General features: G+C 50.2%; 22 protein-coding genes and 1 riboswitch. Of the genes, 17 read left to right on the top strand and 5 right to left on the bottom strand.

Translation table 11 applies throughout. From position 1 onward, the window contains the following. The first annotated feature begins 596 nt into the window (after positions 1 to 596). Complete coding sequence (tkt, locus tag ACFQ3W_RS22415; RefSeq protein ID WP_379321462.1) at positions 597 to 2,621, top strand: transketolase; 2,025 nt, start codon at positions 597 to 599, stop codon at positions 2,619 to 2,621. A 31-nt stretch (positions 2,622 to 2,652) separates the two neighbouring features. Next, on the top strand, positions 2,653 to 2,976 hold the full coding sequence (gene ppnP, locus ACFQ3W_RS22410) for a pyrimidine/purine nucleoside phosphorylase (RefSeq protein ID WP_379321461.1): 324 nt from the start codon (positions 2,653 to 2,655) through the stop codon (positions 2,974 to 2,976). 728 nt (positions 2,977 to 3,704) lie between these two features. Here ppnP and ACFQ3W_RS22405 read toward each other — a convergent pair. Beyond that, the gene (locus ACFQ3W_RS22405; RefSeq protein WP_379321460.1) at positions 3,705 to 4,604 is read right to left on the bottom strand and encodes an NAD(P)-dependent oxidoreductase; all 900 of its coding nucleotides are present in this window, start codon (positions 4,602 to 4,604) and stop codon (positions 3,705 to 3,707) included. Between the two features lie 224 nt (positions 4,605 to 4,828). On the opposite strand from ACFQ3W_RS22405, the gene ACFQ3W_RS22400 reads away from it, so the two are divergent. The 5 genes from ACFQ3W_RS22400 to ACFQ3W_RS22380 all read left to right on the top strand — a co-directional run bounded on the left by ACFQ3W_RS22400 (position 4,829) and on the right by ACFQ3W_RS22380 (position 10,250). After that, on the top strand, positions 4,829 to 6,184 hold the full coding sequence (locus ACFQ3W_RS22400) for a glucose-6-phosphate isomerase (RefSeq protein WP_379321459.1): 1,356 nt from the start codon (positions 4,829 to 4,831) through the stop codon (positions 6,182 to 6,184). Positions 6,185 to 6,286: 102 nt separating this feature from the next. Further along, the gene (locus tag ACFQ3W_RS22395) at positions 6,287 to 6,919 is read left to right on the top strand and encodes a YigZ family protein (RefSeq protein WP_379321458.1); all 633 of its coding nucleotides are present in this window, start codon (positions 6,287 to 6,289) and stop codon (positions 6,917 to 6,919) included. 5 nt (positions 6,920 to 6,924) lie between these two features. Next, entirely contained in the window at positions 6,925 to 7,521 is a 597-nt protein-coding gene (locus ACFQ3W_RS22390; protein ID WP_379321457.1) for a TetR/AcrR family transcriptional regulator, read from the top strand. Between the two features lie 272 nt (positions 7,522 to 7,793). After that, complete coding sequence (locus ACFQ3W_RS22385; RefSeq protein WP_379321465.1) at positions 7,794 to 8,858, top strand: sulfate/molybdate ABC transporter ATP-binding protein; 1,065 nt, start codon at positions 7,794 to 7,796, stop codon at positions 8,856 to 8,858. A 615-nt stretch (positions 8,859 to 9,473) separates the two neighbouring features. Beyond that, positions 9,474 to 10,250, top strand: a complete 777-nt coding sequence (locus tag ACFQ3W_RS22380) for an MBL fold metallo-hydrolase (RefSeq protein WP_379321464.1) — start codon at positions 9,474 to 9,476, stop codon at positions 10,248 to 10,250. Positions 10,251 to 10,316: 66 nt separating this feature from the next. Here the strand turns inward: ACFQ3W_RS22380 and ACFQ3W_RS22375 are convergent, their stop codons facing one another. The 3 genes from ACFQ3W_RS22375 to ACFQ3W_RS22365 are packed head-to-tail and all read right to left on the bottom strand — an operon-like array spanning position 10,317 to position 13,094. Beyond that, the gene (locus ACFQ3W_RS22375) at positions 10,317 to 11,120 is read right to left on the bottom strand and encodes a Cof-type HAD-IIB family hydrolase (RefSeq protein WP_379321456.1); all 804 of its coding nucleotides are present in this window, start codon (positions 11,118 to 11,120) and stop codon (positions 10,317 to 10,319) included. A gap of 31 nt (positions 11,121 to 11,151) precedes the next feature. Further along, positions 11,152 to 12,054, bottom strand: coding sequence for a DMT family transporter (locus ACFQ3W_RS22370; RefSeq protein ID WP_379321455.1), 903 nt, complete (start codon positions 12,052 to 12,054; stop codon positions 11,152 to 11,154). 35 nt (positions 12,055 to 12,089) lie between these two features. Continuing rightward, positions 12,090 to 13,094: a lipoate--protein ligase gene (locus tag ACFQ3W_RS22365; protein ID WP_379321454.1), complete on the bottom strand. Its 1,005-nt coding sequence runs from the start codon at positions 13,092 to 13,094 to the stop codon at positions 12,090 to 12,092. Positions 13,095 to 13,305: 211 nt separating this feature from the next. On the opposite strand from ACFQ3W_RS22365, the gene cobD reads away from it, so the two are divergent. From cobD to ACFQ3W_RS22345, 4 genes are all read left to right on the top strand, one after another. Then, complete coding sequence (gene cobD / locus ACFQ3W_RS22360) at positions 13,306 to 14,406, top strand: threonine-phosphate decarboxylase CobD (RefSeq protein ID WP_379321453.1); 1,101 nt, start codon at positions 13,306 to 13,308, stop codon at positions 14,404 to 14,406. Continuing rightward, positions 14,403 to 15,134, top strand: a complete 732-nt coding sequence (locus ACFQ3W_RS22355) for an adenosylcobinamide amidohydrolase (protein WP_379321452.1) — start codon at positions 14,403 to 14,405, stop codon at positions 15,132 to 15,134. The genes cobD and ACFQ3W_RS22355 overlap by 4 nt, the downstream gene beginning before the upstream one ends. Continuing rightward, on the top strand, positions 15,131 to 16,102 hold the full coding sequence (gene cbiB / locus ACFQ3W_RS22350; RefSeq protein ID WP_379321451.1) for an adenosylcobinamide-phosphate synthase CbiB: 972 nt from the start codon (positions 15,131 to 15,133) through the stop codon (positions 16,100 to 16,102). The genes ACFQ3W_RS22355 and cbiB overlap by 4 nt, the downstream gene beginning before the upstream one ends. A gap of 402 nt (positions 16,103 to 16,504) precedes the next feature. Further along, entirely contained in the window at positions 16,505 to 17,101 is a 597-nt protein-coding gene (locus ACFQ3W_RS22345) for a histidine phosphatase family protein (RefSeq protein ID WP_379321450.1), read from the top strand. A gap of 46 nt (positions 17,102 to 17,147) precedes the next feature. Here the strand turns inward: ACFQ3W_RS22345 and ACFQ3W_RS22340 are convergent, their stop codons facing one another. Next, entirely contained in the window at positions 17,148 to 17,357 is a 210-nt protein-coding gene (locus ACFQ3W_RS22340; protein WP_379321449.1) for a hypothetical protein, read from the bottom strand. Between the two features lie 124 nt (positions 17,358 to 17,481). Here ACFQ3W_RS22340 and ACFQ3W_RS22335 point away from each other — a divergent pair, with 124 nt between their 5' ends. The 6 genes from ACFQ3W_RS22335 to ACFQ3W_RS22310 all read left to right on the top strand — a co-directional run bounded on the left by ACFQ3W_RS22335 (position 17,482) and on the right by ACFQ3W_RS22310 (position 24,011). Beyond that, positions 17,482 to 18,447 carry an RNA methyltransferase gene (locus ACFQ3W_RS22335; protein WP_379321448.1) on the top strand — a complete coding sequence of 322 codons (966 nt, stop codon included), beginning with the start codon at positions 17,482 to 17,484 and terminating at the stop codon, positions 18,445 to 18,447. Between the two features lie 49 nt (positions 18,448 to 18,496). Then, on the top strand, positions 18,497 to 19,816 hold the full coding sequence (locus tag ACFQ3W_RS22330) for a putative DNA modification/repair radical SAM protein (RefSeq protein ID WP_379321447.1): 1,320 nt from the start codon (positions 18,497 to 18,499) through the stop codon (positions 19,814 to 19,816). Then, complete coding sequence (locus ACFQ3W_RS22325) at positions 19,795 to 20,586, top strand: TIGR03915 family putative DNA repair protein (RefSeq protein WP_379321446.1); 792 nt, start codon at positions 19,795 to 19,797, stop codon at positions 20,584 to 20,586. The genes ACFQ3W_RS22330 and ACFQ3W_RS22325 overlap by 22 nt, the downstream gene beginning before the upstream one ends. A gap of 127 nt (positions 20,587 to 20,713) precedes the next feature. After that, positions 20,714 to 20,921, top strand: a riboswitch (cobalamin riboswitch). A gap of 242 nt (positions 20,922 to 21,163) precedes the next feature. Further along, on the top strand, positions 21,164 to 22,180 hold the full coding sequence (locus ACFQ3W_RS22320) for an ABC transporter substrate-binding protein (RefSeq protein WP_379321463.1): 1,017 nt from the start codon (positions 21,164 to 21,166) through the stop codon (positions 22,178 to 22,180). Continuing rightward, the gene (locus tag ACFQ3W_RS22315) at positions 22,177 to 23,229 is read left to right on the top strand and encodes a FecCD family ABC transporter permease (protein WP_379321445.1); all 1,053 of its coding nucleotides are present in this window, start codon (positions 22,177 to 22,179) and stop codon (positions 23,227 to 23,229) included. The genes ACFQ3W_RS22320 and ACFQ3W_RS22315 overlap by 4 nt, the downstream gene beginning before the upstream one ends. After that, complete coding sequence (locus ACFQ3W_RS22310; RefSeq protein WP_379321444.1) at positions 23,226 to 24,011, top strand: ABC transporter ATP-binding protein; 786 nt, start codon at positions 23,226 to 23,228, stop codon at positions 24,009 to 24,011. Before ACFQ3W_RS22315 ends, ACFQ3W_RS22310 begins: the two co-directional genes overlap by 4 nt. Positions 24,012 to 24,033 lie beyond the last annotated feature (22 nt).

The following is a 24,033-nucleotide window of genomic DNA, read 5'->3' as shown; positions in this document are numbered from 1 at the left end:
CCCCAGGGCCCGCGCGCACAGCGCCGCGGGCCGAGGTCCCGGCTCCTCCTCCGCAGGAGGGAGCCGGCCGGGCGCCCGCAGGCCCGGGGGATGCCACCGGGCCCGGGGCGGATCGGCTTGGCCGATTGCTTGCGGCCAAGCGACGGAGCAAGCGCTAATCCGCTTTACTAAGTAATATTTTAAACAATAAATAATTTGCGCTAACGGTTATGAGAAAGGTCGCTCATAACCGTTACATTTTTCCGACTATTGGTTTTAAACAGTATATTGAAGCTCATTACCATAAGAAAAGGACGACAAAGCTCACGTGGAGCGTCAACTACCGAAGTTTTTTGAAAGCGCTATGATACTAATTCACACGCGACTTTCTGCTTGCATGTAGCGCAATGTCGGAATAAAGTAATTTCAAGGGAACGCTTGGGAATAATGATATGGCAAAGGGATATAAAAAATGTTACAATAAATAAGTCAAAATGATTTTTTCAAAATGATGTTTTAATGGGTTAGTCAGTGGTCTAACACCTAGAAAGTACGTCGATAGACGTTTTTCTTTTGATCTACCAAAGGATCTCTTCATAATTAAGGAGGAAACTTGAATGTCACTTTCAGTCAACAATACCATCGATAATTTGTCGATTACCACCATCCGTACGCTGGCGATCGACGCAATTGAGAAAGCAAAATCCGGTCATCCGGGTATGCCGATGGGCTCTGCGCCGATGGGGTATCAGCTGTTTGCCAAAACGATGAAACATAACCCGGATCATCCGACATGGGTGAACCGCGACCGTTTTGTGCTGTCTGCCGGACATGGCTCCATGCTGCTCTACAGTTTGCTGCACCTGAGCGGCTATGATTTGCCGATGGAAGAAATCAAGCAATTCCGCCAATGGGGGAGTAAAACACCAGGTCATCCAGAGTTCGGACACACGGCAGGGGTAGACGCTACGACCGGCCCGCTCGGACAAGGTTTGGCGATGGCTGTCGGGATGGCGCTTGCGGAAAGCCAGCTCGCAGGAACTTATAATAAAGGCGATTTGAAAGTGATCGATCATTATACGTACGGTATTTGCGGCGATGGTGATTTGATGGAGGGCGTAGCGAGTGAAGCAGCTTCCCTGGCCGGACATCTTAAGCTTGGCAAATTGATTTTCCTGTACGACTCCAATGACATTTCTCTGGACGGTAAACTCAATCTGAGCTTCTCGGAAAACGTAAGACAACGTTTTGAAGCTTACGGCTGGCAAACGCTGCTCGTCGAAGACGGCAACGATCTGGCTGCCATCGAAGCAGCGATCGAAGAAGGTAAACGGGATACCGAACGTCCAACTTTGATCGAAGTGAAGACGGTGATCGGCTACGGCAGTCCGAACAAGCAAGGCAAAGGCGGCCATGGTGGAACGCACGGTTCCCCACTAGGTGCGGAAGAAGCTAAATTGACGAAAGAAAACTATAAATGGGTATACGAAGAAGATTTCTTTGTACCAGAAGAAGTACGCGAGCATTTCGCCAAGGTGAAAGAGAACGGCATCGCCGCGAATAAGGCTTGGGATGAAACCTTCGCCAAATATAAAGCGGAATATCCAGAACTTGCCGCTCAATTTGAAAAAGCGGTTGCCAGCGATCTTCCGGACGGATGGGATAAAGACCTTCCGAAATACACCACTCAGGACAAAGCGGTTTCGACGCGCGTCGCTTCCGGTAATGCGCTGAATGGTCTTGCTCCGAATGTACCACAATTGCTTGGCGGTTCGGCTGACTTGGAAAGCTCCACGATGACGCATCTGAACAACCTTGAAATGTACACGCCGGACACACGCGCTGGCCGTAACCTGTACTTCGGTGTCCGCGAATTTGGTATGGCTGCTGTTATGAACGGGATTATGCTGCATGGCGGTCTTAAAGTATTCGGCGGTACGTTCTTTGTATTCACGGACTACTTGCGTCCGGCGGTTCGTTTGTCCTCGCTGATGAAGCTGCCGGTTACCTATGTACTGACACATGACAGTATTGCAGTTGGCGAAGACGGACCTACTCACGAACCGATTGAACAGCTCGCTTCCTTGCGCATTATTCCAGGCCTCACGGTGATTCGTCCGGCAGACGGCAACGAAACCTCTGCAGCTTGGGCTTATGCGGTTGAAAATAAATCGAATCCGGTAGCCCTGGTGCTTACTCGCCAAAACCTGCCGATTCTCGAAAAATCCGCAGAGATGGCTCGTGAGGGCATAAAACGCGGCGGCTATGTAGTATCCGACGCGAAGGACGGCAAACCGGTTGCCCAAATTATCGCCACCGGTTCTGAAGTGCAGCTCGCTGTGAAGGCTCAAGCCGCTTTGGCGGAAGAAGGCATTCACGTTCGCGTTGTAAGCTTGCCAAGCTGGGATCTATTCGACAAACAGGACCAAGCCTACAAAGACTCCGTGATTTTGCCTGACGTTAAAGCACGTGTGGCTGTAGAAATGGCCCATCCGTTTGGCTGGGAACGTTATGTTGGGGAAAACGGCTCCGTGATCGGCATCGATACCTTCGGTGCATCTGCGCCTGGCGACAAAGTAATTGCAGAGTACGGCTTTACGGTTGAAAATGTCGTTAAACATGTGAAAGCCCAATTAAAATAGGAATCGGAACGAAGTGAAGGGAGAGGGGATTGTGACACAGCAACTGCAAAACGTAACGGTGGATAAGGCCGCCAACATTTATTTTGACGGCAAAGTAACCAGCCGGACGGTATGGCTTCCGGACGGCAGCAAAATGACGCTGGGGATCATGCTCCCTGGGGAATATGAATTTGGAACCGATTCGCTTGAAGTGATGGACATTCTTTCCGGGGACTTAAAGGTGCTTCTTCCCGGGGAGACATTGTGGAGAGAAATCACAGGACGCGGTACGTTCACCGTTCCCGCCAAATCTTCCTTCAAGCTCGAGGTGCGAGTAGTGACCGACTACTGCTGCTCTTATGGTACAGGAGCCTGAGTACTGAGCATCCATGGAATATACAAAAGGCAGATAGCAGCTTAACGCTGCACCTGCCTTTTTATTTACATATCAGAGTATAAAATTACTGGGGAAAGAATCTTGTTAGCTATGTATGTGGGAAAAATAAAAAGCGCACTTTCAGACCTTGCAGACAATCAGCAAAAGAGTAATATGACGAGTAAAAAATGGGTGTCGGCCGGAATGGGCTGACCTCCTCTTACTCTTACGGTAGCAATTACCGTTACCGTTGCGTTGGGACTTACAAACTAAATGTATTTTCTACAGTTAAATCCCGTATATTTGGAACCTTTGAGCATTTAAGTGCAGAAAGTGCAGCTAAAATCAGCAAAACGAACCTGCCAAGGTTAATTGCATCATTTTAGATGTACGAAATGCAACTAAAAATCCAAAAACTTCAATTTGTGCGGAAATAGATGTATAAAATACATCTACTAGCGGATGGTGAGAGACAAGAAGCAAAAGGATGTGACCAAGAGTAAAACTACCCCTAGCCCGCGGTTGATCTCCCCTGAAAGTACTCCTATAAATCGGTGAGATGTTGAAAAAGCTGCAGGGAGCAAGGAGTAGAACAGAAGAGGGAATGGGGTTGGGGTGGAAAGTTTAACAGCGGGTGAAACCCCATACCCATCCCTCCCGTCCCTACAATGTAGAAGTCTAAGCTAACTCAAAGGACGCCGTCAGGCGTTTTTCTTATGAACTATGTTTTAGCTTAACGTTTGACCGCCGATGGTTTGGCCAATCCAAGCTTCATAAAGCTTCACGACCGAGGAAAGGTCCTCTTCGCCATAGCCTTCAGCTTGTCCAGCTTGGAATAAGCTTTTAGCCAGATTCAGCATCGGAGAAGGAATGCCGGAGCCATCGGTCAGGGATGCAGCTAACTTCAAGTCTTTCAGCATCAGTGCCAGGGAGAACTGGTTCGAAAAATCGTGCTCAATAATTTTGCGCCCTTTTAGTTCAGCCGCTTTGCTGCCAGCCGAGCCGAGCTGAACAAGCTCCAGAAATGCATCAGCGGGAAGACCGGATTTCGCAGCAATGGCGAAGCCTTCGGCGAGCGCCAAATTGTTGATGCCGACAATGGTATTGTGCGCCAGCTTGGCGACGGATCCGCTACCGTTTGGACCCATGTGCAGTATTTTTTTACCCATTGCCTCAAAAATATCCCGTGTATTATCCAAGGTTTCCTTCGAGCCGCCGATCATAAAGACCAGCGTTCCGTCTATCGCGGCAGGGGAGCTTCCGGTAACCGGGGCGTCGAGGAAAGAAGCGCCCAGCGCGGACACTTGCTCCGCTAGTTTATGTACAAGCGACGGGGAAATCGTCGAGCAGTCAATAACGGTCATTTCTGGACGGATGCCTGCTAGAACGCCATGTTCTCCTTCGTAGACGTCCGCGATAGAGGAGTCGTTGCTGACCATCGTAATGACGATGTCCGCTTTAACAGCGGCTTCTTTTGGCGAGGCAGCCACTGAGGCGCCAAGCTTTGCGAGCGGTTCACATTTTGCGGCTGTGCGATTATAGACAGTTACTTCAAAACCCTTTTTCAGCAAATTGGACGCCATGGGCGCACCCATCGTGCCCAGCCCGATAAATCCGATTTTTTTCAACTTTCGTCACCTTCTTGAAAGAATTGAACAGCACTTAATTATTTTAGCATGTGGGCGTAAAACCTGTACAATGTGCCCTTGTCTTCGCTGATAATTTACAGTATCCTAGGTTTAAGTTGTGTTTAAGAGGGCATTCAATGTAGTTTTTTTCCAGGATGGCATATGAATGTCACCTCTTGGGGATAGGTAAGTGGTATAAAAAAAAGATGGAGGTCTTTACAACCATGTCCAAAAAAGTGACGTTTGACTACAGCAAAGCTCTGCAATTTGTTGGTCAGCATGAGGTGGATTATTTTGCTGAACCGATTCGCTTGGCTCACGAGCAATTACATAAAGGGACAGGAGCAGGATCCGATTATCTGGGCTGGATTAACCTTCCAACCGATTACGATAAAGAAGAGTTCGCCCGCATCAAGAAAGCGGCTGCGAAAATTCAAAGTGATTCCGAGGTTCTGATCGTCATTGGGATCGGTGGTTCTTACCTTGGAGCGCGCGCAGCGATTGAATCGTTGTCGCATTCGTTCTATAACTTACTTCCGAAAGACAAACGGAAAACCCCGGAAATTTATTTTGCCGGAAATAACATCAGCTCGACTTATGTCAACCACCTGCTCGACCTGATCGAAGGCAAAGATTTCTCCGTGAACGTAATTTCCAAATCCGGTACGACGACAGAACCAGCGATTGCTTTCCGTATTTTCCGTGCTGCACTGGAGAAGAAGTATGGTAAAGAAGAAGCTCGCAAACGGATTTATGCTACGACGGACCGCGCTAAAGGTGCGCTGAAGAAGCTTTCTGACGAAGAAGGCTATGAAACCTTCGTAATTCCTGATGACGTAGGTGGCCGTTATTCCGTACTTACCGCTGTAGGCCTGCTGCCGATTGCAACGGCTGGCATTAGCATCGATGAAATGATGCAAGGCGCCGCAGACGCAGCGAAGGAATTCAGCAATCCGAATGTGGCTGAGAACGCCAGCTACCAATATGCGGCTGTTCGTAATGCCTTGTATCGTAAAGGTAAAGCTACTGAAATTCTTGTAAACTACGAGCCTTCTCTTCACTACGTGTCCGAATGGTGGAAACAGCTTTACGGCGAAAGTGAAGGCAAAGATTATAAAGGTATTTTCCCGGCTTCGGTGGACTTTTCTACGGACCTGCACTCCATGGGACAATTTATCCAAGAAGGCAGCCGGAATATTTTCGAAACTGTAATTCAAGTAACTGAAGTGCCTAGTCACATCACGATTGAATCCGATCCGGCCGATTTGGACGGATTAAACTTCCTGGCTGGCAAAACGCTCGACTTTGTCAACAAAAAAGCGTTCCAAGGAACGCTATTGGCTCATACAGACGGACAAGTTCCTAACCTTGTTGTCAATATTCCAGACCAAACGCCTTACTCCTTTGGTTACCTGGTCTATTTCTTTGAGAAAGCTTGCGGGATCAGCGGTTATCTGCTGGGTGTCAATCCGTTTGACCAACCGGGCGTTGAAGCGTACAAGAAAAATATGTTCGCCCTGCTTGGCAAACCAGGCTATGAAAAAGAAAAAGCTGCACTGGAAGCAAGACTTACCGAATAGGGCTGGCTTATCTTTGGTTAAAGGATTATCAACGTCAGGAAGCAGTTCACCGGGATTTCCCGGCTGGGCTGCTTCTTGGCACATTCATAAGGAAGGTACCATATGCTAGAACGATACAAGACGGTTCGTGGAGCCGGAGACAAGGAAATCGTGATTAAAAAGTCGAGATTTATCGGCTATATCAAGCCGGTAGAAACCGAAGAAGACGCGATCGCCTTTATTGAAGAGATCAAGAAGAAGCACTGGAACGCCACGCACAACTGCTCCGCTTATATGATAGGGGAACGTGATGAAATCCAGAGGCAATCGGACGATGGGGAGCCAAGTGGCACGGCTGGCAAGCCGATTTTGGAGGTAATTAAGAACCAGAACCTCAAAAATGTCGCCATTGTGGTAACCCGCTATTTTGGCGGAATTTTGCTTGGAGCGGGTGGACTTATTCGAGCTTATACGGATGGGGCTGTCGCTGCGATTGAAGCAGGGGAAGTCATCACTCGTGTGCTGCATAAAGAGATTTTTGTAGAATTGGATTATACTTGGCTGGGCAAGGTGGAAAATGAACTGCGGGGCCGTGAAATTCGCACGGGCGAAACTAGTTTTACGGATAAGGTGACGCTATGCTGCCTGCCGCTGAAGCAGGAGGCGGAGACCTTCAGAAATTGGATGATCGATTTGACTGGAGGGCAAGCGGTATTGACGGAAGGTGAAGAGGTTTACTTTATTGAAGGGGAATAATGCCTATGGCAAGAAGAGCAGTCGATCAGGAGTTATCAAGAGAAAGAATTATGGATGCGGCTAGACATCTGTTCATAACCAAAGGGTACCGCGGGATTTCCATGCGTAGTATCGGGCAACATTTGGGTTATAGTCACGGCTCATTATATTACCACTTCAAAGAAAAGGCCGAACTTTTTTATGCCATTGTTGTCAAAGATTTCGAGTCTTTGACCCTTCTATGCGAGCAGGTCGCCAAACGACCGCCTACCGATGGATTGTCCAAACTGGAACAGCTGATGTTTGAATTCATCAAGTTTGGTTTGGATCATCCGCATCAATACGAAATTATGTTCATGCTGAGAGATGAGGAAATATTAACGTATTGTCGAAGTGAACAGGCCAAATGCTTTAATATGTTCGAGTCTATTGTACGCAGCTTTCTACAGGAGGAGAAGCATCAACTGGAAGCAAATCCATCTCTTCCGCTCAGTATGTTTTTAGGCTTGCATGGGTTTATTTCCTATTACATTCAGGATCGTTTGACATTTGAAGAAATAAAGCCGGCTGCTTCCGCTCATGTGAAAATGCTAAGTCAAAGCTGTTACCGCATGACGTCATAAAGACGTTTTTGTTTTCCACCTGCACTTTATCCCATTAATCTATCATAGCTTTGCAACTGCATTACATTGCTTGACAAAACCAGTTAACACGGCACGATATTAGCATTTGCTGCGTGTTAACCTGGTTTTTATTTTTTTTGGAAAGTTAGAGAAGTTTGAATAGGCGGATTGACGGGACACCCACAGGTTTGATAAAGTATCCATATACAAAAACCAAGTAAATTTATCCGAATTAAATGATTGTCTGCACCTTGAAAGGATGTGACATGAATATGCATGTAGAGGTACGAAATTTAGTTAAACGTTTTGGAAGCTTTCATGCCGTACAAAACGTCAGTTTTGACATTCAAAAAGGGCAACTGATCGGATTGCTTGGCCCGAGCGGTGGAGGGAAAACGTCCATTCTCCGCATGCTGGCCGGTTTGGAGCAGCCGGATTCCGGCGAAATTCTTTTTCACGGCAAGCGAGTCAATGAGCTCGCTCCCCAGGATCGCGGCATCGGTTTTGTGTTTCAAAGCTATGCGCTCTTTAAACATATGACGGTGTTCGATAACATCGCCTTTGGCTTGCAGGTTAAGAAGGTACCGAAGGCTGAGGTCAAGAGCCGGGTGCTGGAATTGGTAGAGCTGACCGGACTAAAAGGGTTTGAAGGGCGTTACCCGCATCAGCTGTCGGGTGGACAACGTCAGCGGGTCGCTTTTGCCCGTGCTTTGGCGCCGGAGCCCCAGCTTCTTTTGCTGGATGAACCGTTTGCGGCTATTGATGCCAAAATTCGTCAGGAGCTGCGATCATGGCTGCGGGAACTGATCGAACGGGTGGGCATAACGTCTATTTTCGTAACCCATGACCAGGATGAAGCGATTGAAGTAGCGGATGAGATCATGATCATCAACCAGGGCCGTTTGGAGCAAAAAGGGACGCCGTGGGATATTTATAAGGAGCCGAAAACACCTTTTGTCGCATCGTTTATCGGCCAATCAACGTTGGTGGAGAGAGCGTCCGAGCTGAAAGGCTTTGAGGAGGAAAGCGGAGGGCCTGGCACACGGGCTTTGATTCGCCCCGAGTATATCGAAGTGGGAACAGAGCATGAGTTTACGCTGCTTTCGGCTACCACTCCTGGCATTGTGAAGCATTTACACTTCCGTGGTAGCGAGTGGCTCGTTGAGGTGGAAGTTGGAGGACAGACACTAACGACGTTCCGCTCTTTGGAGAAGGAGACCTTAAAGAGCGGCCAAGAGGTACGCGTGCTCGTACATCGGGCTTATTTATACGACGACGAGCGCAGCTGGATTTTGGAAAATCCGCTCAAGCGAAATCCGCTAAGTGTAATTATCTGATTAAGCAAATGTGCTGATCAACGAGTGAAGAATGGGGCCTTGGTCTTGCTGTTACCGTAAACTGACTATTAAGTGTATTTTGTGCAGTTAAACATCGACTTATTGGAAGTGTTGAGCATTTAAATGCAAAAAGTGCATCTAAAATGAGCGAAATACCCCTTAAAATGAAATTAATCCAAATTAGATGTACATTTTACAATTAGAATTTAAAATATTGCAATTCACCTGAAAATAGCTGCACTAAATACATTTAGTGGTGGATGGTGAAAAAGGAAAGGGTATGGGGATGAACCCCATACCCTTTTTTCGTAAGAAAAACTACCGCAATATGCGGTCTGGATCCATAGAAAAGTACGCTGCTGTTCATAAAGGAAACGAACGGGATAACAGTTGGATTTATCTTCAACGAAAAAAAGGGTTTTCAAAATGAACGGTTTTTGGTAAAACGAGGGTAAATAAGAAGAGGAGAAACGTTTGCGGGAGGTAAGGAAAAATGAACCTGCCAAATGAAAGAGATGCTGCGCGGTTTGAACGAAAGATAAGAAGAGAGAAAATGAAGGCAGAGTGAGTACGGTGGCAACGCCATTTGACGATGTGAAAGGGGCGGACTCCTATATGGATCAGCTTGTATTTATCGGCACCGGGGACGCAATGGGGGTTCCAAGAATGTATTGCGATTGCGAGGTTTGTGCGGAAGCCAGGGATTCCGGCATGAACCGCAGATATCGCTCTTCGGTAGCGATTGAGGGAGCCGAAGGAGCCTTCCTGATTGACTGCGGACCGGATTTTCGAGGCGGAATGGAGCGGCGAGGGCAACGATTTGTGGAGCGTATCCTCGTCACCCACGCTCATTTTGATCATATCGGCGGACTTCCTGAGTGGGCGGATGCTTGCCGCTGGTTAGACCGGAGAGGACAGCTGTATGCGCCGCTGGAGGTGCTGGATACAATTCTGCGGCAGTACCCCTGGCTCGGTCGCAATCTTGATATTCATCCGGTTGATGACGGAGTCCAGCTCGCATGCTGGCAGGTTCAGGCGTGGAAGGTGTTTCACGGCAAAAACGGATTCTCCTACGCCTATCGGCTAGAAAAAAACGGATTCGCCTGGGTCTACTGTTCAGATGCCATTGCACTACCGGCGGAGCAGAAAATCCCGCTTCAAGGACTGGATCTGTTGGTGCTGGGCACGAGCTTCTACAGGGAAAATGCCGAGTTTTTGACGAGATCGGTTTATGATGTCACCGAAGCGCTTGAACTGCTGCGTGAAGTGAAGCCGGGGCGGACGATTTTTACCCATATGTCACATGACATCGACCTGTTAAGCGACTATAGGCTGCCGGAAGAAGCCGAATTTGCGCGGACTGGACAAGTTGTCGTGCTTCGGCGGAATTGAAGGTGGGTACGATAAAAAAAGAGCTAAGCGGATACGATCCGGCTCAGCTCTTTTTGCATATTCAAATTATACTTCCCGCTTCAAAACGAATTTGTCGATCACGTGCTTTACGCCGTCTTCATTGTTGCTCAGCGTCACATAGTCCGCGATCTCTTTCAGCGCCGGAATGGAGTTGGCCATAGCGACTCCGAGGCCGGCAGCCTCCAGCATTTCGTGATCGTTCCAGGAATCGCCGATGGCAATCGTTTGGGACAGTTCAAAGCCGAAGTGTCCGGCAAGGAATTTCAGGGCATGCCCTTTTGTACCTTCATGATGCATTATTTCGAGGAAGTTCGGCTTCGATTTAGTTACATGGGCCTGATCTCCCAGCAACTCACGCAGGACGGGAGTGATTTCGTCCAAATAGTCCGGCTCGTCGATAATGAGCATTTTTGGCGTCGGCAGCTCTATAAGCTTGGCAAAATCGGGCTCGATATAATACTTCGTTTTGTTAAGCGCTGTATAGTCAATAATCTTTTGATTTTCTTCACGGGCATATAGCTTATCATCGATATAGGTCTGTAAATGCAAATCGTGTTTGAGACAGTATTCGTAGAGCTTACGGGCGGCTTCGACCGGCAGGTAACGCTCGTAGAGCACCTGTTCATCGAGTAGGTTTTTGACTAGCGCCCCTTGGTAGGTAATAATCGGTACGTTCAAGCCGGTCTGGCGGGCAATCGCCTGTGCCGAAGCAAAAGCGCGGCCCGTCGCCAGCGTAACGACAACGCCCTCCGCAACAGCTTCCTCCAGGGCATGCTGTGTAGCCGGGGTGACTTCCTTGTCGTCATTAATCAAAGTATCGTCGATATCAATGGCAATCAGTTTATACATGGTTTCTCTCTCTCCTTGTGTCTTTATATATCTATTGTAGCTGGCTGGGAGCGGATTTCAATTCGGCTAAAATCATTCCTCCAAAAATGCATACACAGCCTAAGACAGCCATCATACCGAGCACTTCGCCGCCGAACCAAACGCCTGTTATCGCCGCAAACACTGGTTCCATGGCAAAAATGACGGCCACCCGGGAAGGACTGGTAAACTTTTGGCACACCGTTTGGATCCAAAAGGCGAAGGCACTGGTCGGTCCAATCGATACGATAAGCGCCCAGAGCACTTCAGGCTGAAGGAGCCGCTGTACCGTCTCGTTCATTGGCCCGTGTTTTTCAAACATCAGCGAACCGACGAGGCTCAATATGCCAACGATGGCCATTTGCAGCGAGGCAAGCGGCAGCGCCGGGTAGCGGGGGGCGAATACGCCGGTGTAGGCTACGTGCAGGGCAAAGCCAATGGCACAAAGGAAAACAAGTGCATCCCCCTTGTTCCAGGTAAACGCCTCCCCGGCAAACGTGAGCATATACAGTCCCGCGGCAGCAAGCAGAGCGCTGAACCACGTAAACCGAGAAATCGAATGCTTTAGCAGCCAAAATGATAAAAAGGGAACGAGTACGACGGATAACCCGGTAATGAATCCGGCATTCGAGGTCGTTGTATAGAGCAATCCTACGGTTTGAAAAGTGTATCCGATAAACAGGAACAGGCCCAGCAGCGCGGCATGTCCCAGCATGCCGCGTGACAGCTCCCGCCACTGTCCTCGATAAAAAGCAAAGGTCACCAACGCCAGCAGCAGCGCCGCCCCCAGAAAACGAAGCCCGTTAAAGGCCATGGGCGGCAATACCTTTACCGCATGCTGGACGATTAAAAAGGTACTCCCCCACATGAGTGCAACGAAGAGGAGAACAAGGTCGGCAAGACGCGAACGATGCAAGAACGATTCATTCCTTTCAGTTCGGCTCACCGGTGCTATTCTTCAAGGAACACCAATCCGATAAAGTCTTCCAGGTCCAGATTGCCGAAATAATGCTTCACGTCAATGCCTTCAAGCGCAGCGCGTACGGCTGCTTCCTCGTGCTTAACGCCTCTCAGTTTATTTTCGATGTCGGCCACATCTCCAACGCCGAAGAAGTCACCGTAAATTTTAATTTCCTGAATGTGCCCGTCTTTAATATTCATCCGTAGATCGATAATGCCGACAGGGAATTTTTTGGCATGCTTTACGTTGCATTCCGGGGACAGGCCATAGTTCCAATCCCAATTTTTGTAGCGTTGATTCGAGATTTCGTGGATTTTGGTCCAGTCGTTTTCCGTTAGCTTATACTGAGGTACCGCACCCGGCTCCATTCCGAAGATGTGCCGCAGCAGCTCGGCACGGAACTCTTCGATGGTCATTTTGTGATCCAAAAAATCGATGATGTTGGCGACCCGGCTGCGTACTGATTTGGTGCTCTTTGATTTGAATTTTTCAGGATTGGCATGCAGTGAGGCCTGCACATTTTCCAAATTTAAATTAAACATGAGCGTACCGTGGCTGAACATCCGCCCGCGGGTAGCGAATTGGGCGTTGCCCGATATTTTTTGCTCCCCGACTTGCAGATCGTTCCGGCCGGTCATTTCGGCATTAACGCCCATCGATTTCAGCGCTTTGACAACCGGTTCGGTAAACTTGCGGAAATTGTGGAACGACTCTCCGTCGTCCTTGGTGATAAAGCTGAAATTAAGGTTGCCGAGGTCATGATACACCGCTCCGCCTCCGGACAAACGCCGTACCACTTGCACACCGTGCTCTTTTATATATTCAGCATTGATCTCTTCAATCGTGTTCTGGTGTTTTCCGATGATGACGGACGGGGCATTAATATAAAACAGCAAATAGCTGTCATCCTCCAGCGGCAGGTGTCTGAGTGCGTACTCCTCAATAGCCAGATTTATTGAAGCGTCGGTGATGCCTTCGTTATCGATAAACAGCATGATCTACCATCCTCCAATACTACCAATATGTTGTTTGAACAAGCTCTTACCGTATTATTGTAAACCATATGGTCACGAAACCAAAGGGGGATGGAGGGAGAAGAGCTCGAAAAATCCACCTTTTTTCCTAGATGAATTGACGCAGGTGCCGCTTGAACTTCATAATGGGGGCATTAGAATTTACCGGAAAAGGTTAGAAAGAGGTGCTTACATGCATTTGGAAGTATACGGACATGGGGGAGATTTAGTGACGGCTTCGGCCCGCTATGGTGTGGCAGCAGACGAAATTGCCGACTTCAGCGCCAACATCAATCCGCTTGGCCCGCCGCCCGGATTACTGAAGGTTTTGCAGGATGCTTTGCCCGAGATCGTGCATTATCCGGATCCTGGGCATCGGAGGCTTGTATCCCTGCTAGCCGAGCGGCTTCAGGTAGAGGAAAATGCAATTGTCATCGGTAACGGGGCTGCGGAAAATATGGCGCTCGCGCTTTTGGCCTTTAGACCGGAGCGCGTAGGCATTGTTGAGCCCTGCTTCTCGGAATATCGCAGTCTCTCCCAGCAGCTTGGGGCGAAGGTAAGCTCTGTGTTCGGAACCGAGGAGCGAAATTTCAAGGCTTCGCCGGATGATGTAGAGCGGCTGATTCAGGATTCGGACCTTGTCTTTATCGGTCAGCCCAACAACCCGAACGGGGTTCAATACAGATTGGACGAGCTGCGCCGGTTTGCGGAAGCAGGAGAACGCTCCGGTACTTACGTGGTGTTAGATGAGGCCTTTATCGACTTCATTCCGGAGGAGGCGCGGCAAACGCTTCTTCCGGAGCTAAGCGCTTATACGCATCTTGTGCTAGTTCGTTCGATGACGAAGTTTTATGCGATTCCCGGGCTGCGCCTCGGTTACGCCGTAGCCCATCCGGACACCGCAGCCGCGATGCGGGACAAGCAGGTGACGTGGAGCGTCAATATGCTTGCTCTATTAGCGGGTGAGGTTTGTCTGAACACAGGAAAAGAATACGAAGCGCAGACGATCGCTTTGATTGAGCGGCAGCGGGAGTTCATGCGCCGGGAGCTTCAGCGTCTGGGCTGCCAGACGTGGCCGGGCGAAGCGAACTTCTTGCTCGTTCGGCTCCCCGAGCCATGGTCAGCCGCCAGCATGCAGGCAGCACTTGGACGCCGCGGCGTACTGGTGCGCAGTTGTGCGATGTACCCTGGGCTCGGAAACCGGGACATTCGCCTTGCGGTCAAAGGGGAGGCGGCTTGCGTGAAGCTTCTCCGGGCATGGGAGCAGGTGCTAGAGGAGGGAGCCGTGAAATGACGCTGCCATTTATATCGAACGAGCCGGGTTTGCAATATGAATCCAAGGTTTGGCCTGGATTGCGGGTTTATTACGGAGACCGTCATTTGCAGCTGGAAGCGCCGATGGTGCTGGAACGGCTCAGCAGCGCGGTATTTGGCGGAGGGCCAGGGGGTGTAGAGCGGATGGTGAACATCTATGTCGACCGCTTTTACAGCTGCGAGGAGCCGGAGCGGGACATTTCCCGTCTGCTGGAGGAGTGGGGCTACCCGCAGGAGCGGACCGCCGGGCTGCTTACAGCGGCCAAGCTCAAGCATGCGGCGGTCGCGGAGGAGAAGACGGACCACTTCGCCGTCTTTTGCTGCGCGACGGCGGGCGTTTCCAACGCCGCACGGGCCGGCGTGCAGCGCACGACGTTCCCGGCCTCGTGGACGCCGGGAACGATCAACCTGCTGCTCGCCATCGATGGGCGGCTGACGCCGGCGGCGATGCTCGGCGCCGTGATGACGGCGACCGAAGCGAAAGCGGCGGCGCTGCAGGATCTTGGCGTACGTGACGCCGAGAATGGGCTTGTGGCCACCGGCACGACGACCGATGCGGTCGTCCTTGGCGTGAGCCAGCGGGCCGATTGGCCGCTTGCGCACGCCTACGCCGGAACCGCAACGGACCTCGGCGGCACGGTCGGCCGCCTGGTTTATGCCGCCGTGACCGAGTCGCTGCGCGCCGCGGAAGCGGAGCGGCGGTTATGACGGCGGCGTGGTGGGTCATCCCGGCGGCGTATGCGCTGGATCGCCTCCTTGGCGATCCGCGGTGGCTTCCCCATCCGGTGATCGGGATGGGGAAAGCCATACGCGCGCTCGAGGCGGCCATCCGCCGCCTCGTCCCGCCCCGCCGCTACCGCGCGGCGGGGGTGCTGCTGCCGCTGCTCATCGCAGGCGGCAGCTTCGTTTTGACCTGGGCCGTCCTGCGGCTCCTGGCCCAGGTCAGCCCGTGGCTCGCGGCCTTCGCCGAGGCCGCGCTCATTTGGACGACGATCGCAGCCAAAGGCTTGCGAGACGCCGGCATGGACGTCTACGGCCGCCTGAAGGCCGGCGACCTTCCCGGCGCGCGCCGATCGCTCGGCATGATCGTCGGCCGCGACACAGCGCACCTGGCCGCGCCGGAGATTACGCGCGGCGCCGTGGAGACGGTGGCGGAGAACATCGTCGACGCGGTGGTGTCGCCGCTGTTCTTCGCGCTCCTGGGCGGAGCCCCGCTGGCGGTCGCGTACCGGGCGATAAACACCCTCGACTCGATGGTCGGCTATAAGAACGACAAATATATCGATCTCGGCTGGGCCTCCGCCCGGTTAGACGATATCGCCAACTACATCCCGGCCAGATTGACGGCCCTGCTGCTGGTCGCCGCGGCTTGGGCGCTCCGCTTTGATGCCGGGCGGGCTTGGAAAACCGTACGCCGGGATGCTTCTTCGCACCCAAGCCCAAACAGCGGTTACCCGGAGTCGGCTGTGGCGGGTGCCTTGGGCATAAGACTGGGCGGCGAAAACTCATACCATGGCGTGACCTCATTCCGAGCTTATATGGGCGACAAGTCCCGTGAGCTGGAAGCGGAGGATATTCCCTGTACAGCGAAGCTAATGTTCTGGGTAGCAAATGTGTTTGTACTGCTTGCTACCGTTTTATGGACGTGGCTTGCCGGTGGCTTTTTCTGGAACTAGCGTTTTACACCAGTTACCGTAAACTAATTAAATGCATTTAGTACATTTAAACATAGCCCTATTGGCAATATTGAGCATTTAAATGTAAAAAGTGCATCTAAAAGGAACGAAATACCCCTGCCAAACCCAATTGACCCGTTTTAGATGTACATTTTACAACTAAAATCCAAAAATACCTGTTTCACCTAGAAATAGATGTACTAAATACATTTAACGGTGGATGGTGAGAGAGGTAAGAGGGGGCACCAGGGGTTCGTGGAAATGAGTGTCGGCTCCCCTATGCTCAAACATATCGGGCTAGACAAGGACCTAGCTGCAGGCTAGGTTTTTCTGAAGGGTGAAGTTTAAAGAATTTATAAGTTTTCAGTATTCTTTTTTCATATTAGCAAAGGTGTGATAAAAATGATTGAGTGGTGGCTTGTCCGGCATGGATTGACGGAGTGGAACACCCAGCGAAAATATCAGGGACATAGCGATCTGGCGCTTTTACCGGGGGATGCTTGCGGATTGCTTGGCCTGCGGGAGGAGCTTGCTGGCGTACCCTTCTCGGCGGTCTATTCCAGCGATTTGCTCCGTTGCCGCCAGACGCTGAGCTTTGCGCGCCCTGATCTGGTTTCAGGCTCCACTACCGATCCCCGCCTGCGTGAAATGAATTTCGGAGCGTGGGAAGGCAAAACGTACGATATGCTTAAGGATTTTGCTGTTTATCGGGCGTGGATCGATGATCCAAAGGCGGTTACTCCACCCGGGGGCGAATCATGGCACAGCTTTCAGGGGAGGGTGGCTGAAATGGGGGAGGAACTGCTGGCACTTTCCAAGCGTTTTGTCGAAAAGAGCGATAATGTACGGCTCCTCGTGATTACACACGGTGGAGTTATTTCCATGCTTTCCGCTTTGCTGCAGCCTGGTTTCGGTTTTTGGGACACTAAGGTTTCCCCTGGTGGCGTGATTAGGATAGCACTGAAGGCAACTGATTCGGTAAACCGTAAACTGCTTTAGTCACGCCTCAGGCGCCTAGACTCGTTATCGTTAAAATATAGTGGATTTAGTCAGTTCGGTCATTGACCAGGACAGCCGTAAACAGGAAGGTCAGCAATATAGTCAGTGCGATTCCTACGATTTGAAAAAATAAGTCGTACGGCTCAGGAATAGTTATATATGCAAATATTATGTCCTTCACCAGGAAAAAGAGAATTTGAAAAATGCCCCACCCAACTAGAAGGGTGATGATCCATGGTTTGACTATTCTCATCATGCTTTATCCACCTTTGAAATTTCATAAACGACGGGAATTCAAAGCGTTTGGCTAATGCTGGAAACAATAACATTATACTGGAACAATTATCAAATTTGAATGGGAACAGGAAAGGAATTGGCGAATGAAAATTGATGCTGGCCGAGGCGGACCTGAAGCTCTAACAGATAATAGTATTTACTTTTACGCCTGCCACGAAAATGATGTGGAACTATGCCACATGGAGCTGCGCGCCTTGTTTGGACATAACCCTGAATCATCCGCTTTTATTGAGTCTTCCCGCAAAGTAGAGCCTAACCGTAGTCCCTTCATCTCCATGCGATTGGATGTCCTGTTTAGGGTGAATTCTATAGAAGAACTGGTCTTGAATGTGAAAGCTGTTCGGCTTGAGGAAAAAACCTTCAAAGTCGTTTATATGAAAAGCGGTACGAAACGCAGCTATGAAGAGCAGCGAGAGCTGGAACGCCTGATCGGGGGACATATAACTGGAAAGGTCGATGTGCATAAGCCACATGTGATGTTCGGATTATTTTCAAACGGAGATACTTGGGTCTTTGGTGTATGCCATTCCGGTGAGGCAGTCTGGCTGAAGCATAAAGACAAGCCTCAAAACTATTCAACCGGTTTAAGTACATATGTTGCGCGTGCACTTGTTAATATCGCCGTTCCTGAGACGGCGGGAATCAAGGCGATCGACCCTTGCTGCGGGATGGGCAATGTGCTGATTGAGGCGCTATCCATGGGCATTGACATCGTTGGTCGGGATATTAATCCACTGGCTATAAAAGGAGCTAGGGTCAATTTGCGCCATTTTGGATATTGCGACCCGGATTTAGTAGTCATCGGAGATATGAACGAGATAGAGGAGAGATACGATGCGGCTATCATCGATATGCCCTACAATCTGTGCTCGGTGCTTTCTCCGGAAGAGCGGGTCCGTATGCTCAACAGTCTGCAGCGATTCAGCAACAGGTCGGTCATCGTATCCTCCGAACGCCTTGAGAAGGACATAGCTGCTGCAGGTCTTGCAATTGCCGACCAATGTACATTAACAAAAGGTTCTTTTGTGCGCAACGTTTGGTTGACTTGACGGGAACATTTGTTCCCTTTATAATCAAGTCATAGGAGGCGTGTGCGCTATGAATGTCTACGAGAAACTGACCATTTTGACCGATTCTGCAAAATATGACGTGTCCTGCTCCTCGAGCGGCGTTGACCGGAAGAATACCGGCAGCGGAATGGGAAGTGCTGCGTCATTCGGCATATGTCACAGCTTTGCTGCGGACGGACGATGCATATCGCTGCTGAAAGTGCTGTTCACCAACAGCTGCATTTTTGATTGCAAATATTGTGTAAACCGAAAATCGAATGATACAAAGAGGGCCATGTTCACGCCGGAGGAACTGGCCGATTTGACGATGAATTTTTATCGCCGCAATTTCATAGAGGGGCTGTTTCTAAGTTCCGGCATCGCCCGAAACCCCGATTATACCGCTGAATTGCTGATCAATACGCTGACCCTTCTTAGAGGGCGCTATCAGTTTAACGGATACATACATGTCAAAGCCATTCCCGGTGCCGATCCGGCTTTGATTTCACGTTTGGGCCTGCTGGCTGACCGGATGAGTGTCAATATTGAGCTTCCTTCCCAGGAAAGCTTAAAGCTGCTTGCTCCCGACAAGAGCAAGGAGTCCATTTTGCGACCGATGCAGGTGATTCGGGAAGGAATTAGGGAGAATTGCACCGATATCGTGAAATACCAGCATGCTCCGAAATTTGTCCCTGCAGGGCAGAGCACTCAGATGATCGTCGGCGCTACGCCGGACAGCGACTACAAGATTTTGACGTTGACCGAGGCATTGTACAAGAAATATAGCTTAAAGCGTGTGTTTTACTCTGCTTATACGCCGGTTGTGGAGCATTCACTGCTGCCTGCTCTGGAAAGCAAGCCTCCTCTGCTTCGCGAGCACCGGCTCTATCAGGCCGATTGGCTGTTGCGCTTTTACGGCTTTTCCGCGAGCGAGCTGCTTGACGAGCGAACCCCTAATTTTAATCCGATGATCGACCCCAAATGTAATTGGGCGCTTAATCATATGGAGCGTTTTCCGATGGAGATTAATAAGGCTCCTTATGAGCAATTGCTCCGCATCCCAGGTGTTGGTGTTCGCAGTGCGAAGCGGATTGTACAAGCCAGAAAGACGGGAGTATTGGATTTTTCCGCTTTGAAGAAACTTGGAGTCGTCCTGAAACGAGCCCAGTATTTTATCACATGTGGGGGAAGATCGCTGGAAGGCTTGAAAGTGAACCAGAACATGATTCTGCGGTCGCTTCTGTCCGATCGGGAAATGAAGATGTATTCCACGGAGCCGCGCGTAGAACAGCTTAGTCTGTTTGATGTGGTGGAGCCAGTCGGGACACCGCGAGAGGAAGTGATCAAATGGCTTGGCGGAGCGATTTAGCCTATGCCTATGACGGCAGCTTCGATGGCCTGATGACCTGCGTGTTCGAAAGCTATGCGTCGAAGGAGATTCCCATTGATATTCAGTCCGGAGATGAACAACAGTATTTGCTTTTTCCCACGAAGTGGGTTGATACGAATCTGGAGAAAGCCGAGAGGGTGTACCGAGCCATTGGAATCAAGGTGTCATCTGAGGCTCAGAGGTTCGTAAGGGAAGGATTTTTGACATGTGCGGAGCAGAAGGAAGTGCTAATACTCCGCTTTTTACGGCTGGGTTTTACGCATGGTAAGGCTGTGATGGATATGCTGGCAGACGATACGGTTCACCTGCTCCAGCGAGCAGTGCAGCAGCTGAATCATGAAAGTCACATGTTTACGGGGTTTGTACGGTTTTCGGTGTATGACGATGTTTTAGTTTCCGTTATTGAACCGAAAAACGAGGTATTGCCGATTTTATCCGACCATTTCTGCGAACGTTTCCGCAACGAGTCTTTCCTGATTTACGACAAAACACACAGAAAAGCGCTAGTTCATCAGCCGCCTGGTGGACCTCGTAAGACCGGACTGACGGACATTTTGGAAGTGGATGAATTTGTGTTGCCGGAGCCTGGTGAAGAAGAGAAGGCATACCGACGGTTGTGGAAGCAATTTTACGACACGGTTGCGATCAAGGAGAGAATTAGTCCTCGGCGGCAGATGTCTCATATGCCTAAGCGATACTGGGCAAATCTCACGGAAATGTCTTATGATGAAGTCAAAAGGCTGCGCTAATTGTCCGCAGAGATTGTAAATCCCGGCATCTGTAATGTTGTAAGTTTAGTTTCAACAGGAAAGGTTTGGCATTGTAAGATTTCCTCTTTTCCCCTATAATCCTAGTGAGAGTAATGCCATATTCAAGCGAATCATAGTGCCCGTAGGTCCTGAAGCAGCGGCTGTGTCGTCTGCTTTGGGTTAAAAGGGAAGCCGGTGAAAGTCCGGCACGGTCCCGCCACTGTAACCAGGGATGAGCTCATGATGCCACTGTTGCCCACAAATGCCGGGGATGGGAAGGCGAGCGAACATCAATAACCTGGAGTCAGGAGACCTGCCCACGGGAATCCAAGACGGTCCTTCGAGGAAAGGATAACGCTCTGCTTAGATACCATAGCCGCAACTGGACATTTAATTTGAATTTTCTAGTGCCGCTATCGGCTTTGTAGACGTGCCCCTAATCCTTAAGGATTAGGGGCTTTCTTGTTTCTTATTTTGGATTGATTGCTAGGTACTGATTGCTGCATCGCAGTATCGCTTTGACTCAGGCGTTCTTGAAATAGAAAACCGCTATAGCAGAGGAGAGAGGCTTTAGATGATGAGAACATGGAAACAAATATGGGCGATCGGACTGCTGGTTTTGGTGCTTTTAACCGTAGCTGGCTGTGGATCCGATAATGCAGGAAAAGCGCAAGAAGTTAATGGGGCTAAGGAATCAACCCAGCAAGAGCAGAATGGCGGAGCTGCGAAGACTGACGACGATCAGCAAGGAAAGCAAACGGTATATCCGCTCACCCTCAAGGATTCCAGCGGGGTAGAATTTACGTTCGAGAGCGCGCCTCAAAAAATCGTCACGCTCGCTCCATCTGAAACGGAGACTTTGTTCGCGCTTGGACTCGACCAGCAAATCGTAGGGGTTTCCGATGTGGATGACTATCCGGAAGCGGCGAAGAGCAAACCCAAAATGGGTGGCTTCAAAGTAAACGTTGAAGCGGTCGTTGCCGCTCAGCCGGATCTCGTCGTTGTGGGCAATCTAATAGATGAAGCTACCGTTAAAAGCTTGACTGATTTGGGACTAAAAGTGTTCCAATCCCATCCGAAAACCGTGAAGGATGTCATGGAGGACATCAAAACGATGGGAGTGATTACTAACCGTCAGGCTGAGGCTGAAGCCACGGTTCAATCGATGGAGCAAGAGCTCAATCAGGTGACGGATGCCGTTAAATCGCTTGGCGCGGATCAGAAGAAAAAAGTATACATTGAGTTTTCTCCAGGCTGGACGGTCGGCAAAGGGGAGTTTATGGACGAATTGATTGCCCTTGCGGGTGGCGTTAATGTGGCCTCCGACGTTAAAGGGTGGAGCGAAATTAATGAGGAGAATATCATTAAAGCGAACCCGGATGTCGTTCTATATGCAAAGAGCGTTGTTGACGACAAGAATAAGACGCTTGCGGATATTATCAAGGGGCGCAGCGGTTGGAATCAAATTACCGCAATTAAGGAAAATCAAGTCATTGCCCTTGACGATAACCTGCTTAGCCGACCAGGACCTCGCTTAACGAAGGGGTTAATCGAAGTAGCTAAGGCGATATACCCGGACTTGATCAAGCCATGATAAGAGGTAAGCTTGCCGGGTACGGAGCGATTGGAATCATCTTGCTAGCCGTTACGCTGCTGCTATGCATTGGCTTTGGTTCTGTTTCGCTGCCGGCTCAAGACATCGCTCTCATTTTACTTCATCGTATACCTGGACTTAGCCACTTGATTCACGCCGATTGGAGCGTATCCTCCGAGCAGATCGTCATGCAGGTACGCCTTCCACGGGTGTTGCTCGGCCTTTTGGTAGGCGCTTCGCTGGCGGTTGCCGGAGCCGGATTTCAGGGAGTACTGCGTAACCCGCTTGCCGATCCGTTTACCCTTGGCGTATCCTCCGGTTCAGCCATTGGTGCGGCGGTGCTTATCTTTTTTGGCTGGCAGTTTTCTTGGCTAGGGATCTTTACCCTTCCGACTGTAGCTTTCGTGACCGGGGCAGCGACGCTTTGGATCGTCATCTGGCTGGCTCGGGAAAACGGCAAGATTCCGATTGAAAGTTTGATTTTATCAGGTGTAGTTATGCAGTCGTTTCTTGGCGCGGTCGTTTCCTTCTTAACGGCGATGTCCAAGAAAACGGTGAATGAAATTTTATATTGGACGATGGGCAGCTTAAGTTTGCGTGGATGGTCGTATACGGCCATCCTTTTGCCGTATTTGCTGATCGGAGTGGTATTTCTTTGGAGCCGGGCCAGAACGCTGAACTTGCTGGCCTTAGGTGAACGACAAGCAGCCCATACAGGCCTTGCCGTAGAAAGAACCAAGCTCAGTGTCCTGATCGTTGCGACGCTAATGACGGCGGCCGCCGTATCGGTGTCCGGGGTGATTGGATTTGTCGGTCTTGTTGTTCCGCATATGATTCGGCTTATTACCGGACCTGATTACCGTCTGATCATACCGCTATCTGCGCTCGGTGGAGGAATCTTTATGATGTGGAGCGATTTGGCAGCTAGAACGCTGCTCGCCCCGACGGAAATTCCGCTTGGTATTGTAACGGCCTTCGTTGGAGCGCCATTTTTCGGCTATTTGTTGTATCGGAAAAAGAAACAAAGGGAGGAGGAACTGCTGCGTTGATCGAAATTACTGGAGTGTCAAAAGCTTACGGCCGCCAACATGTTCTTAAGGATGTTTATTGGCGTGTACAGGCAGGGGAGTTTTGGGGATTGATCGGCCCAAACGGCAGTGGCAAAACGACGCTGCTTAACCTCATTTCCGGCGTTGAGCAGCCCGATGCTGGATCGATTATGCTGCAGGGTGCTCCCCTCTCCTCCTACACAAGAAAATCGTTATCAAGGAAAATGGCCGTTCTGCAGCAGGATGGGCTGCCTCGGGTTGCTTACCCGGTTCGTGAAGTCGTGGAGATGGGGCGTTTTCCTTATCAAGACTGGCGGGGACGCGAGAAGCACGAAGATAATGTCCGCCTGGTTGAGGGGATTATGGAAAAGCTGGAGCTAACGGAGCTGGCGGATCGACCGCTAAGCGTGCTAAGCGGAGGACAGCGGCAGCGAGCCGCACTTGGTAAAGTGATGGCCCAACAGCCCGAGCTTGTGCTGCTCGACGAACCGACAACCTATCTGGATCTTCGTTATCAAATTCAATTTATGGAGCTAATTGCGGATTGGCAGAAGCAGGATGGACTTACCGTTGTGTCGGTTTTACATGACTTAAATCTCGCAGCTTTGTTTTGTGACCGACTGCTGGTGATCAGCGAGGGGGGAATTGTGGCGCAGGGTCCACCGGATGAGATTCTTACCGAGAAGATGATTGAGGAAGTATTCGGGGTGAAATCGCATTTGGTCGTCCACCCGGATACGAAAACCCCGCAGCTGCTGCTACAACGGGCGATAGAGAAATAGAAGTTGAAGTAAAATCCATATA

Source organism: Paenibacillus puldeungensis (assembly GCF_042678945.1).
In the GTDB taxonomy this organism is placed as follows: domain Bacteria; phylum Bacillota; class Bacilli; order Paenibacillales; family Paenibacillaceae; genus Fontibacillus; species Fontibacillus puldeungensis.
This window is presented reverse-complemented; position numbering and strand designations above follow the sequence as displayed.

Excerpts from the sequence above, each read along its gene's own strand:
- tkt (WP_379321462.1), top strand. The coding sequence starts at position 597 with ATGTCACTTTCAGTCAACAATACCATCGATAATTTGTCGATTACCACC.
- ACFQ3W_RS22400 (WP_379321459.1), top strand. The coding sequence starts at position 4,829 with ATGTCCAAAAAAGTGACGTTTGACTACAGCAAAGCTCTGCAATTTGTT.
- ACFQ3W_RS22395 (WP_379321458.1), top strand. The coding sequence starts at position 6,287 with ATGCTAGAACGATACAAGACGGTTCGTGGAGCCGGAGACAAGGAAATC.
- ACFQ3W_RS22390 (WP_379321457.1), top strand. The coding sequence starts at position 6,925 with ATGGCAAGAAGAGCAGTCGATCAGGAGTTATCAAGAGAAAGAATTATG.
- ACFQ3W_RS22385 (WP_379321465.1), top strand. The coding sequence starts at position 7,794 with ATGCATGTAGAGGTACGAAATTTAGTTAAACGTTTTGGAAGCTTTCAT.
- ACFQ3W_RS22380 (WP_379321464.1), top strand. The coding sequence starts at position 9,474 with ATGGATCAGCTTGTATTTATCGGCACCGGGGACGCAATGGGGGTTCCA.
- ACFQ3W_RS22375 (WP_379321456.1), bottom strand. The coding sequence starts at position 11,120 with ATGTATAAACTGATTGCCATTGATATCGACGATACTTTGATTAATGAC.
- ACFQ3W_RS22365 (WP_379321454.1), bottom strand. The coding sequence starts at position 13,094 with ATGCTGTTTATCGATAACGAAGGCATCACCGACGCTTCAATAAATCTG.
- cobD (WP_379321453.1), top strand. The coding sequence starts at position 13,306 with ATGCATTTGGAAGTATACGGACATGGGGGAGATTTAGTGACGGCTTCG.
- ACFQ3W_RS22355 (WP_379321452.1), top strand. The coding sequence starts at position 14,403 with ATGACGCTGCCATTTATATCGAACGAGCCGGGTTTGCAATATGAATCC.
- cbiB (WP_379321451.1), top strand. The coding sequence starts at position 15,131 with ATGACGGCGGCGTGGTGGGTCATCCCGGCGGCGTATGCGCTGGATCGC.
- ACFQ3W_RS22345 (WP_379321450.1), top strand. The coding sequence starts at position 16,505 with ATGATTGAGTGGTGGCTTGTCCGGCATGGATTGACGGAGTGGAACACC.
- ACFQ3W_RS22340 (WP_379321449.1), bottom strand. The coding sequence starts at position 17,357 with ATGATGAGAATAGTCAAACCATGGATCATCACCCTTCTAGTTGGGTGG.
- ACFQ3W_RS22335 (WP_379321448.1), top strand. The coding sequence starts at position 17,482 with ATGAAAATTGATGCTGGCCGAGGCGGACCTGAAGCTCTAACAGATAAT.
- ACFQ3W_RS22330 (WP_379321447.1), top strand. The coding sequence starts at position 18,497 with ATGAATGTCTACGAGAAACTGACCATTTTGACCGATTCTGCAAAATAT.
- ACFQ3W_RS22325 (WP_379321446.1), top strand. The coding sequence starts at position 19,795 with ATGGCTTGGCGGAGCGATTTAGCCTATGCCTATGACGGCAGCTTCGAT.
- ACFQ3W_RS22320 (WP_379321463.1), top strand. The coding sequence starts at position 21,164 with ATGAGAACATGGAAACAAATATGGGCGATCGGACTGCTGGTTTTGGTG.
- ACFQ3W_RS22315 (WP_379321445.1), top strand. The coding sequence starts at position 22,177 with ATGATAAGAGGTAAGCTTGCCGGGTACGGAGCGATTGGAATCATCTTG.